Source organism: Pseudomonas sp. GM33 (assembly GCF_000282295.1).
Classification (GTDB): domain Bacteria; phylum Pseudomonadota; class Gammaproteobacteria; order Pseudomonadales; family Pseudomonadaceae; genus Aquipseudomonas; species Aquipseudomonas laurylsulfatiphila.
Genome location: NZ_AKJO01000081.1, coordinates 59,258 through 69,800, shown reverse-complemented (window position 1 = coordinate 69,800; position 10,543 = coordinate 59,258). Strand labels below are relative to the sequence as shown.

Sequence of the window (10,543 nt, the reverse complement as noted above, 5' to 3'; positions counted from 1 at the left end):
AGCTTGCCCGCGAAGAGGCCCGAACAGTCACCACAAAAACTCAACCCTGAACCCGACTGCGAACCGCCGATATCTCCGGCACTTCCCGCCGATTCATGTACACCCGCAAAGGCTCGGTGATGTTGATCCGGTCATCAATATTCTGGTCCAGCAACAACTGGATCAACTCACGCTTGAGCGTCATGGCCTGCCCGGGCCCCGCACCCCAGACGAACTCGCTGGTCGGGATGATGCCGTCATCCGCCACGTCCATGCCGAATGAGTCTTCGCTGAAGCGCACTAGGTAGTGGCCGGTCTTGCGGTTGAGGCCGACGAAGCCTTTGAGTTGGTCGGCCGCCTGGCAGATGAGCTGGGAAGTGATGCGCATGGTAAACCCCGCAATGGTGATCGTTGGTTTACACGCAGGGCCTGCGTTTCCCTCTGCCGGGGAAATTTCAGGGCCCCAGCGTACTGCAAACGGGCGCACAAAAACGCTGACGAAAATCAGCTTCAAGCAGATTTATGTCGGTCTCGCGATAGCGCCCGCAAAGATGAGTTGTTAAAAGGGACCGCTCACTCATTGCGAAAGGATCTCGACCATGCCCGCAACCTTCACTAAAAGCGCCCTGTTGTTGAGCCTGCTGCTAGGCCTCGGCCAGGCACAGGCCGCCAGCGAACCCGGTCCCACGGAACTGGCTGCCCGTTTGGGCATTCCGCACCCTGCTGTGATTGCCCACCGTGGCGCGTCTTTCGATGCACCGGAATCCACCGCCGCGGCCTACAAGACGGCCCGCGACCTGGGCGCCGACTACCTGGAACTGGATCTGCAGCGCAGCAAGGACGGCGTACTGTTCGCCCTTCACGACAACAACCTGCAACGCACGACCGACGTCGCCAGCAAATTCCCCGAGCGCAAGGACAGCCCTGCCAATGCCTTCAGCATGGCCGAGCTGAAAACCCTGGATGCGGGCAGCTGGTTCAATGCCGCCTACCCGGATCGCGCGCGTCCCGCCTTCGCCGGCCTGAAGATTCTGACCCTTGATGAAATCATCGACATCGCCGAGGGCAGCACCCAGCACAAGCCCGGACTGTACATCGAGACCAAGGAGCCCAAGCAGTTTCCCGGCATCGAACACGACCTCAAGGAAAAACTCCAGGCCCGTGGCTGGCTGAACCCGAGCGACTCGACACCGGCGAAAACCCAGCTGGCGGTTGGCCAGGGCAACGGCAAGGTGGTCCTGCAGACCTTCGAGAAGAGCAGTCTCGAACTGCTGCAAAAGGAAATGCCGAAGGTGCCGAAGATCCTGCTGCTGTGGGTCGGTGAAGGCAGTATCGAGCCCAAGTCCAAGGTGACCTTTGCCGAATCCGGCGAAAAAGATAAAGCCGCTTACTACGCCAAACAGCAACCGAAGGACAAAGCCGAATTCCAGCGCTGGGTCGACTACGCCAAGGCCCAGGGCGCCATCGGTACCGGCCCGTCCGCCGCACTGACCCTGGGTGGCGACCAGAGCTACTCGGACCTGGTGCAACCCTGGATGAACCAGTACACCCACGATCAGGGCCTGCTGGTACACGTCTACACCATCGACGATGCGGTGGACTACCAGAAAGTCATGGACGCCGGCGTCGACGGCATTTTCACCAACCGCGCCAGCGAGCTGTTGAAGTTCTATAAACGTCCGGCGGCGAGTGTGGCGCAGGTGCTACAGAACAACGGCTACTGATCCAGAGTCGCGCAAAACCCTGTGGGAGCGGGCTTGCTCGCGAAAGGGCCATCAGCTTCAACATCCACGTTGACTGACACTCCGCATTCGCGAGCAAGCCCGCTCCCACAGGTTATGTATTTGTGTTTGTATGTTCGGGCACAGTCCAGCAGGAATTGATGCAGGACATGTAGAGGGTTTTAAGGGTGGCTTAAGTTACAAAAGATAACCTGATCTCACTTGAACAGATCACCCAAGGAAAGAAGCCCATGAAGACTCTGACTGCTTTGTTTACCGCTGCAACCCTGACCCTCACTGCCGGTCTGGCCCAGGCCGACGTGCGCGTGGATGAGATCCCGCAACTGGTCAAGGACGGCAAGATCAAGCCCCTGGAAGATCTGAACAAGATCGCTCTGGATCTGCACCCAGGCGCCACGATCACCAAAACCGAGCTGGATAACCATTTCAACGGTTACGAGTATGAGATCGAGTTGCGCGACGCCAAGAACGTCGAGTGGGATGTGGACATCGATGCCTCTAACGGCAAGGTCCTGAAAAACAAGCAAGACAAGTAATCACAACACTCACAAAAGCCGCACGCTCTGACGATCGTGCGGCTTTTTGCGTTTAAGCGCTCAGGCGCGCCGTCACCTCATTCAACTGCCCCGACAAACCATGCAGGTTGGTGCTGGCCGCTTCAGTGCGCTGCACGTTGTCCAAGTTGGTGCTGGCGATGCTGGTGATCTCGGTGAGGTTGCGCGAGATGTCTTCGGCCACCGAGGTCTGCTCTTCCGCTGCGGTGGCGATCTGGCGGTTCATGTCGCGGATGGCTTCCACCGCCAGGGTGATGCGTTCGAGCATGGCGCCGGCCTCGGTCACCTGCTGCACGCTTTCCTCGCTGCGCGACTGACCGCTTTCAATCGCCTGGGCCGCTTCGATTGCGCCGGTCTGCACGGTTTGAATGATCTGGTTGATCTCGATGATCGACTCCGCCGTGCGCTGGGCCAGGCTGCGCACTTCATCGGCCACCACGGCGAAACCGCGCCCGGCCTCTCCGGCGCGGGCCGCTTCGATGGCTGCGTTGAGCGCCAGCAGGTTGGTCTGCTCGGCGATGCCGCGAATCACTTCCAGGACCTTGCCGATGCGCCCGCTGTCGGTTTCCAGTTGGCGGATGACCGTGGCGGTGTTGGCGATTTCGCCACGCATTTGGGTGATGGTGTGGATGGTGCCCTGCATGACTTTTTCGCCCTGCTGGGCGGACTGGTCGGCATCGTCGGCGGCCCGCGCCGCTTCGGCAGCATGACGCGCCACTTCCTGCGCGGTGGCGGACATTTCGTTCATCGCCGTGGCCACCTGATCGGTGCGATTGAACTGCTCGTTGGTACCGCCGGCCATCACGGTGGCGATCGAGTTCAACTCACCGCTGGCGCTGTCCAGGTCCGACGCGCTGCGCTGCAATCGGCTGAAGGTTTCGGCGAGGAAATCGCGCAGGGTGTTGGCGGCGATCGCCAGTTTGCCCAATTCGTCCTGACGGGTGCTGGCTACGCGCTCGGCAAGGCGCCCCTGGCTGAGTTGCGCCACGTAGTCGATCAGTTTGCGAATCGGCTCGACCAGGTGGCGGTTGACCAGCCACAGGCTCAGCAGGCCGATCAACAACCCCGACACCAGCATCACGACCAGCCCCAGCAGCACCGTGCGATCGGCGGCGGTGCTAATCAGCGTCGACTGCTCGGCGCCTTGCTTGCGCAGCTCGCTGACCAGTTCGCTCATCTGATCACTGGTCGCGCGGTCTACGCCTTTGACCGCGGTATCGCCCGCCGTCGGATCACCACCGGCGGCCACGAAGGCGTCCCGCCCCTTTTGATACGCCGCGCCCAACTGACGATGTTCGTCACGCAAGTGCTCGATGCGGTTCTTGAATGACGGCTCGATGCCCTTCTGCGCGGCCAGCTCGCCGAGGATGTTTTGCACATCACGCTGACGGTCTTCGAATTGCCCCCAGTACTTGCTCAAGTCCGCCGGTTGCTTGCCGCGCAACAAGACGTTTTTCCACTCTTGCACCTGCACCTTGAATTGCAGGTTGGCTTCATCGATCAATTGCGAGGTATGCAGCGGGCCCTCGATCAGATTGGCGTAGCTCTTCACGCCACTGGACAGGAAATGAAAGCACGCCAGGGCGATCAACAGCATCGCCAGCAGGCTGCCACTCAGCAGGGCGAGAATTTGTGCTCTCAAGGACTTTTGCAAAAGCATCGAAGGGTACTCATGACAGGAATGAGGCACGCCAAAAAAAGGCGTGAAAGGTGTCCGGACATCCCTGTCTGCGGTCTCGGTCGCGGCCTGCGGCGCGCAACTTAACCCAAGCGTGATCGGCGTGCCAGAGCGGTTCTTTAGAAAAAACCGACCATCGGTAGAGCAATCGTTTGCGTTATTTTCCCGTCACAAAAACGTCATCCCGGCTTGCGATGATGCCGCTCAAGTGAACCTGTAAAACACGCGACAGGCGCCTCCCCTTGCGAGTCCTCATGAACCACAGCATCGATCAAAGCCATCGCGACACGGATCTGTTCGGCCTGCTCTACGGTTTCAGTTTTCGCCCCGGTGAGGCCGGTCGGGAAATCAACTCCGCCGAAGCCTTGCAGTACCTGCAACAACCGGAGAGCGACGAACAGTTTCTCTGGCTGCACCTGAACCTCGCCCATGCCGCGTGCGAGCGCTGGATGAAAAGCCACCTGGAATTGCCCGAGGAATTTTTCGAAGCGCTGCACGAAGGCTCGCGCTCGACGCGCATCGAGCATGTCGACTCCGCGTTGCTGGCGGTGGTCAACGACGTGGTGTTCAACCTCAGCAACCTGGTCTCGTCGGATGTCTCGACCTTGTGGGTGTGCGCCCGCAGCCGGCTGATCATCAGCGCCCGCCTGCAGCCGCTGCACTCGGTGGACAAGTTGCGCTCGTCGGTGAAGGCCCGGGAATGCTTTCGCTCTCCGCTGGAGCTGCTGGTGCATCTGCTGCGCGACCAGGGTGAAGTACTGACCCAGATCGTGCGCAAGACCAGCCAGAGCGTGGACCAGATCGAAGACGAGTTGCTCTCCTCGCGCCTGTCGACCAACCGCGCCGAGCTGGGCGCCAATCGCCGGGTGCTGGTGCGTTTGCAACGGCTGCTGGCGCTGGAGCCAGGTTCATTGCTGCGCCTGCTCAACCGGCCGCCGCAATGGCTGCAAAAGGAAGACGTGAAGGAGCTGCGCAAATCCACCGAGGAGTTTGCGCTGATCATCAACGACCTCACGGCGCTGGGTGAGCGGATCAAGCTGTTGCAGGAAGAGATCGCCGCCAACATCAACGAACAGACCAACCGCACGCTGTTCACCCTGACAGTGGTGACGGTGCTGGCGCTGCCGATCAACATCATCGCCGGTTTCTTCGGCATGAACGTCGGCGGCATTCCGCTGGCCGGTGACCCGGAAGGTTTCTGGATCCTGGTGGCGCTGGTCGCGACCTTTACCCTGATTGCCGGGCGCTGGGCGTTTCGCAAGCAGCAGGATTATTGAGTCTGTCCGAAAACCTGTGGGAGCGAGCTTGCTCGCGATGAGGCCCTGTCAGCCAACAGAGATGTTGAATGAAAGACCGTCATCGCGAGCAAGCTCGCTCCCACAGGGTTCAGCGCTCGATTCCAGATCAGCGGCCCTGCAAAAAACCAAACACTGATCCAAAGCAGTCTCCCTGTAACAATTAGCAACGATTATCACCGGTACACCTCCCTCCTCAGGAATGTCCGTGATGGCTACGCCCTCCTTCACCGCCCCGGCACCGGCCAGTAGCGCCAGACCGCAACTCGACAAGAAGCCCGGCCTGATCACCCTCGTGGTGTTTTTTGCCGTGCTGGCCATCGGCTTGTTGTTTACCGCCTACAGCCTGATGCACGACATGAACGAACTCGGCACGGTGGTCACCACCTGGACGCCGTTCCTGCTGCTCGGCGTGGCGCTCTTGATCGCCCTGGGCTTTGAGTTCGTCAACGGCTTCCATGACACCGCCAACGCGGTGGCCACGGTGATCTACACCCACTCGCTGCCGCCGAACGTGGCGGTGGTCTGGTCCGGCTTCTTCAACTTCCTCGGGGTGTTGCTGTCCAGCGGCGCGGTGGCGTTCGGCATTATCGCCCTGCTGCCCGTGGAGCTGATCCTGCAAGTCGGCTCGTCCGCCGGTTTCGCGATGATCTTCGCCCTGCTGATCGCCGCGATCCTGTGGAACCTCGGCACCTGGTGGCTGGGGCTGCCGGCGTCGTCCTCGCACACCCTGATCGGCTCGATCATCGGTGTCGGCGTGGCCAACGCCCTGATGCACGGCCGCGACGGCACCAGCGGCGTGGACTGGGCGCAAGCCACCAAGATCGGTTACGCGCTGCTGCTCTCGCCCCTGGTCGGCTTCGGCTGCGCCGCGTTGCTGTTGCTGGCCCTGCGCGCGTTCGTCAAGAATCGTGCGCTGTACAAGGAGCCCAAGGGCGAGACCCCGCCGCCATGGTGGATTCGCGGCCTGTTGATCGTCACCTGCACTGGTGTGTCCTTTGCCCACGGCTCGAACGACGGCCAGAAAGGCATGGGCCTGATCATGCTGATTCTGGTGGGCACACTGCCCATGGCTTACGCATTGAACCGCACCATGCCGGCCGATCAGGCCTTGCAGTTCGCCGCGGTCGCCGAAGTCACCCAGCAAGCCTTGGTCAAGGCGGCCCCCCTGCCAGCGCCTGCCGACCCGCGCCCTGTGCTGTCCGAATACGTGCGCAGCAAGGAAGCGACCCCGCAACTGGTGCCGGCGCTCGCTGCACTGACTGGCAGCATCGGCGCCCAGGTCAAGGGTTACGGTTCACTGTCGAAAGTCCCGGCCGAGGCCGTGGGCAACGTGCGTAACGACATGTACCTGACCAGCGAAACCATTCGCCTGATGGACAAGAACAAGGTCGGCAATTTCGACGCCGACACCAGCGGCAAGCTGCAACTGTTCAAGCAACAGATCGACAACTCCACGCGCTTCATTCCGTTGTGGGTGAAGATTGCCGTGGCCATAGCCCTGGGCCTGGGCACCATGGTCGGCTGGAAACGCATCGTGGTAACCGTCGGCGAGAAAATCGGCAAGACCCACCTGACCTACGCCCAGGGCGCCTCGGCGGAAACCGTGGCGATGCTGACCATCGGCGCCGCCGACATGTTCGGCCTGCCGGTGTCGACCACCCACGTGCTGTCCTCGGGCGTGGCCGGGACCATGGTCGCCAACGGCGGCGGCCTGCAGATGAAGACCATCCGCAACCTGCTGATGGCCTGGGTACTGACCTTGCCGGCGGCGATCCTGCTGTCGGGCAGCCTGTACTGGTTGTTCACCCAATTGTTCTAAACACCGCAATACCCCTGTGGGAGCGAGCTTGCTCGCGATGAGGTCATCACATTCAACATCACTGTTGACTGAACCACCGCCATCGCGAGCAAGCTCGCTCCCACAGGGACCCCGGGTCGGTCTCAGGTTTCCGAGCGGATCACTTCCCCCAGCCAATCCATGAACACCCTCACCCGCAACGGCAAATGCCGCTGCCGGGCATAGAGCAGCGACGCCTCCATGGACGGCGCATTGAACGGCGACAACACCTCGACCAGTTCACCGCTTTGCAGGTATTGCTGCATGCCCATTCTCGGCGCCTGAATCAGGCCGAAACCACCCAGGCAGGCGGCCTCATAGGCATCGGTGCTGTTGACCGTGACACTGCCGGCCATCGGCAGTCGCCGCACCTGCCCCTTGTCGACGTACACAAAGCCTTCCGAACGCGCACCCAAAACGCCGACGTAATGCACCAGCCGATGCCGCGCCAGATCCTCCAGTCGCTCGGGCACGCCATAGCGCTGCAGATACGCAGGGCTGGCGCAATTGACCATGGTGAAGTCACACAGGTGTCGCGCCACCACCGATTGGTCCGGCTGGGCGCCGATGCGCAGCACGCAATCGAACCCTTCGGCGAGCAGATCGACCCGGCGGTCGGTGCTGCTGATTTCCAGCTCAAGCAGCGGGTGCTGTGCCATGAACGCCGGCAGGCGCGGCATGATCACGCGACGGGCGAGAATGTTCGGCAGGTCGATGCGAATGCGCCCCACCAGCGATGCTTCGTCCTGGCGAAACAAACCCTCGATTTCGTCCATGTGTGACAGCAGGTCCTTGCTGCGCTCATACAGCACCAGGCCATCCTGGGTCGCCTGGACCTTGCGCGTGGTGCGTTGCAACAGCCGAGTACCGAGCAATGCCTCCAGCGCCTGCACATGCTCGGACACCGTTGATCTGGGCAGCCCCAGACTTTCTCCGGCGAGGGTAAAACTCGACATCTCGCTGACCCGGACAAAGGTGCGCAACAGTTCCAGTTTGTTCATCAGCCCGCTCTTTTATTGTTCGTATTATCCGACCAGTGATTCCGCTTTCACTCTGTTTATCACCCCTGCCCGAATAAATAAACTTCCTCACATCAACCGCCCACTGCACCTGAGGAAGTCCCATGAACCGTAAAATCGCACTGATCACCGGCGCCAGCCGCGGCCTCGGCAAAAACGCAGCCCTGCATCTGGTCGCCCAAGGCATCGACATCATCGGCACCTACAACAGCCGCGCCGATGAGGCCCAGGCACTGGTGGCCGAGATTGAAAGCCTGGGTGGTCGCGCCGTCATGCTGCAACTGGACGTTGCCCGCAGTGAAAGCTTCAGTGCCTTCGCCAGCGAAGTCACAAAGGTCCTGCACAGCCACTTCGAGCGCGAGGGTTTCGATTTTCTGATCAACAACGCCGGGATCGGCCTGCACGCCAACTTCGTCGACACCACCGTCGAGCAGTTCGACCAGTTGGTGAACATCCAATTCAAGGGGCCGTTTTTCCTCACGCAGAGCTTGTTGCCATTGCTCAATGACGGCGGGCGCATCATCAACATTTCCAGTGGCCTGACCCGTTTCAGCCTGCCGGGCCACAGCGCCTACGCGGCGATGAAAGGCGCGATGGAAGTGTTGACCCGCTACCAGGCCAAGGAACTCGGTGCGCGCAACATCGCGGTGAATATCCTCGCACCCGGCGCGATTGAAACCGATTTCGGCGGTGGCGCCGTGCGCGACAACCCCGGGTTGAACACCCTGGTGGCGAACAACACCGCCCTGGGTCGCGCCGGTTTGCCGGATGACATCGGCGCCGCGATTGCGCTGCTGCTGGCGCCGGGCAGCCAGTGGATCAATGGCCAGCGCATCGAGGCGTCGGGGGGGATGTTTTTGTAAGGCTTACGGTTAAACATCAGGCCAAACACAATCCCTGTGGCGAGGGGGCTTGCCCCCGTTGGAGCGCGAAGCGGTCCCAAGCTTTTTGCGACTGCTTCGCAGCCGAACGGGGCGGTGCGGCGATCCGACAAGCCCCCTCGCCACAAAAAGCCTGGTTCAAACTCATTCAGCAAACCTGGCGCACGACCACCCGCTCCCGAACCACGTCATACACCCAGTGGTACACGTAGGTGTATGGCAGGAAGAACAGCAACACGCCGATATCCAGCAGGAACGCCTGCCACAGGCTGACATTCAGCCACCAGGCAATCAGCGGCACGCCAAGCGCGACCAGACCGCCTTCGAACAACAGCGCATGGACCACGCGGACCCAGGCGTTGTGGGCGATGGCGAGGCGCTTGAGCACCCGGTCGAACATACCGTTGAAGACCACGTTCCAGGCCAGGGCCAGGGCGGCGATAAGGACGGTGACCATGCCCATTTCCAGCATTGGTTTCTTCATGATCCAGGCCAGCAGCGGAGTACAGATCAGGATGGCCAGCAGTTCGAAACCGATGGCTTGGAAAATACGTTCAGTAATGGATTTGTTGGCGCTCATGGCCGTACTCCCTTGAGTGACTGTGGTTGCCATGATCTGTCATTACACCGATACTTCATAACCAATAACCATCGACCAAGGCGATAGTTCATGGCCTCTCACGAAGTGTTGCTGGCGTTTGTCGAAGCCGCGACCCAAGGCTCGTTTTCCGCCGCGGCGCGCAAGCTGGGCCGCAGTCAGTCGACCATCAGTGCGGCGGTGGCCAGCCTGGAAATCGACCTCAACCTGACATTGTTCGACCGCAGCAGCCGCAAGCCCGGGCTGACCCCGGCCGGGCGCGTCATGCTGCAACGGGCCGAAGACATCCTGGCCGCCAGCAGTCGTCTGGAAATGACCGCCCGCCAACTGTCCCAAGGGGTGGAAGCGAAGCTGACGGTGGCGCTGTCCGACACCTATCAATCGGACCGTTTCGAGGCGTCGCTCAGTGCCTTCGAGCAGCGTTACCCGGACCTTGAACTCGAATGCCTGATCGCCGAATGCGATGACCTGGTGTCGCTGGTGCAAAGCGGCCGGGCGCAGATTGCCTTCGCCGAAATGCAGGACAGCTACCCGCCGGATCTGGTCAGTTCGACGGTGGACGAGCGCACGGAAATCGCCCTGTTCGTGTCCCCTACCCACCCGCTGGCAAGGCTGGACGACGTCGATCAGGACGTATTGCAGCTACACCGCGAACTGCGCCTGGCGACCATCATCAATCCCTATGAAAGTCGGGCGAAGGGCCGCGTCTGGTCGGCGCCGAGTTATCTGATGCTGCTGGAAATGGCCCAGGGCGGATTCGGCTGGGCGCCGTTGCCCCGCTGGCTGGTGGAGCGCTTCGGGCCCGGCACCTTGCAGGAACTGGTGGTGCGCGGCTGGCCGAAAACGGTGTCGGTGGATGCGTTGTGGTCGCGGCTCAATCCGCCGGGGCCGGCGGGGAGCTGGTTGCTGGGCAAGATGCTGGAATGAAGGTCCTTCGGCCCTTATCGCGTTCAAGCT

General features: G+C 61.2%; 10 protein-coding genes. 6 read left to right on the top strand and 4 right to left on the bottom strand.

What is annotated here, in order from left to right:
- Window positions 1-40: 40 nt before the first annotated feature.
- A complete protein-coding gene (locus tag PMI26_RS15705) occupies window positions 41-367 on the bottom strand; it encodes a DUF2025 family protein (protein WP_007974516.1) in 327 nt (108 codons plus the stop codon).
- A 211-nt stretch (window positions 368-578) separates the two neighbouring features.
- Here PMI26_RS15705 and PMI26_RS15710 point away from each other — a divergent pair, with 211 nt between their 5' ends.
- Window positions 579-1,703: a glycerophosphodiester phosphodiesterase gene (locus PMI26_RS15710; protein ID WP_007974514.1), complete on the top strand. Its 1,125-nt coding sequence runs from the start codon at window positions 579-581 to the stop codon at window positions 1,701-1,703.
- Window positions 1,704-1,951: 248 nt separating this feature from the next.
- On the top strand, window positions 1,952-2,257 hold the full coding sequence (locus PMI26_RS15715) for a PepSY domain-containing protein (RefSeq protein ID WP_007974512.1): 306 nt from the start codon (window positions 1,952-1,954) through the stop codon (window positions 2,255-2,257).
- Between the two features lie 52 nt (window positions 2,258-2,309).
- On the opposite strand, the gene PMI26_RS15720 is transcribed toward PMI26_RS15715, so the two are convergent.
- Window positions 2,310-3,935: a methyl-accepting chemotaxis protein gene (locus PMI26_RS15720; RefSeq protein WP_007974511.1), complete on the bottom strand. Its 1,626-nt coding sequence runs from the start codon at window positions 3,933-3,935 to the stop codon at window positions 2,310-2,312.
- A gap of 272 nt (window positions 3,936-4,207) precedes the next feature.
- Between PMI26_RS15720 and PMI26_RS15725 the strand changes: the two genes are divergently transcribed.
- Window positions 4,208-5,230 (top strand): transporter, encoded by a 1,023-nt coding sequence (locus PMI26_RS15725; RefSeq protein WP_007974510.1) that lies wholly within the window; start codon window positions 4,208-4,210, stop codon window positions 5,228-5,230.
- Between the two features lie 229 nt (window positions 5,231-5,459).
- Window positions 5,460-7,070: an inorganic phosphate transporter gene (locus PMI26_RS15730; protein WP_007974509.1), complete on the top strand. Its 1,611-nt coding sequence runs from the start codon at window positions 5,460-5,462 to the stop codon at window positions 7,068-7,070.
- A gap of 122 nt (window positions 7,071-7,192) precedes the next feature.
- Here the strand turns inward: PMI26_RS15730 and PMI26_RS15735 are convergent, their stop codons facing one another.
- The gene (locus PMI26_RS15735) at window positions 7,193-8,089 is read right to left on the bottom strand and encodes a LysR family transcriptional regulator (protein ID WP_007974508.1); all 897 of its coding nucleotides are present in this window, start codon (window positions 8,087-8,089) and stop codon (window positions 7,193-7,195) included.
- A 122-nt stretch (window positions 8,090-8,211) separates the two neighbouring features.
- Here PMI26_RS15735 and PMI26_RS15740 point away from each other — a divergent pair, with 122 nt between their 5' ends.
- Window positions 8,212-8,970, top strand: coding sequence for an SDR family NAD(P)-dependent oxidoreductase (locus PMI26_RS15740; RefSeq protein ID WP_007974507.1), 759 nt, complete (start codon window positions 8,212-8,214; stop codon window positions 8,968-8,970).
- Window positions 8,971-9,136: 166 nt separating this feature from the next.
- Here the strand turns inward: PMI26_RS15740 and PMI26_RS15745 are convergent, their stop codons facing one another.
- Entirely contained in the window at window positions 9,137-9,568 is a 432-nt protein-coding gene (locus PMI26_RS15745) for a multidrug/biocide efflux PACE transporter (protein WP_007974506.1), read from the bottom strand.
- Between the two features lie 90 nt (window positions 9,569-9,658).
- On the opposite strand from PMI26_RS15745, the gene PMI26_RS15750 reads away from it, so the two are divergent.
- Window positions 9,659-10,513 carry a LysR family transcriptional regulator gene (locus PMI26_RS15750; RefSeq protein WP_007974505.1) on the top strand — a complete coding sequence of 285 codons (855 nt, stop codon included), beginning with the start codon at window positions 9,659-9,661 and terminating at the stop codon, window positions 10,511-10,513.
- Window positions 10,514-10,543: the final 30 nt, after the last annotated feature.

What these genes read in the sequence shown, in the direction of transcription:
- PMI26_RS15705 (WP_007974516.1), bottom strand. Translation starts at nt 367, where the DNA reads ATGCGCATCACTTCCCAGCTCATCTGCCAGGCGGCCGACCAACTCAAA.
- PMI26_RS15710 (WP_007974514.1), top strand. Translation starts at nt 579, where the DNA reads ATGCCCGCAACCTTCACTAAAAGCGCCCTGTTGTTGAGCCTGCTGCTA.
- PMI26_RS15715 (WP_007974512.1), top strand. Translation starts at nt 1,952, where the DNA reads ATGAAGACTCTGACTGCTTTGTTTACCGCTGCAACCCTGACCCTCACT.
- PMI26_RS15720 (WP_007974511.1), bottom strand. Translation starts at nt 3,935, where the DNA reads ATGCTTTTGCAAAAGTCCTTGAGAGCACAAATTCTCGCCCTGCTGAGT.
- PMI26_RS15725 (WP_007974510.1), top strand. Translation starts at nt 4,208, where the DNA reads ATGAACCACAGCATCGATCAAAGCCATCGCGACACGGATCTGTTCGGC.
- PMI26_RS15730 (WP_007974509.1), top strand. Translation starts at nt 5,460, where the DNA reads ATGGCTACGCCCTCCTTCACCGCCCCGGCACCGGCCAGTAGCGCCAGA.
- PMI26_RS15735 (WP_007974508.1), bottom strand. Translation starts at nt 8,089, where the DNA reads ATGAACAAACTGGAACTGTTGCGCACCTTTGTCCGGGTCAGCGAGATG.
- PMI26_RS15740 (WP_007974507.1), top strand. Translation starts at nt 8,212, where the DNA reads ATGAACCGTAAAATCGCACTGATCACCGGCGCCAGCCGCGGCCTCGGC.
- PMI26_RS15745 (WP_007974506.1), bottom strand. Translation starts at nt 9,568, where the DNA reads ATGAGCGCCAACAAATCCATTACTGAACGTATTTTCCAAGCCATCGGT.
- PMI26_RS15750 (WP_007974505.1), top strand. Translation starts at nt 9,659, where the DNA reads ATGGCCTCTCACGAAGTGTTGCTGGCGTTTGTCGAAGCCGCGACCCAA.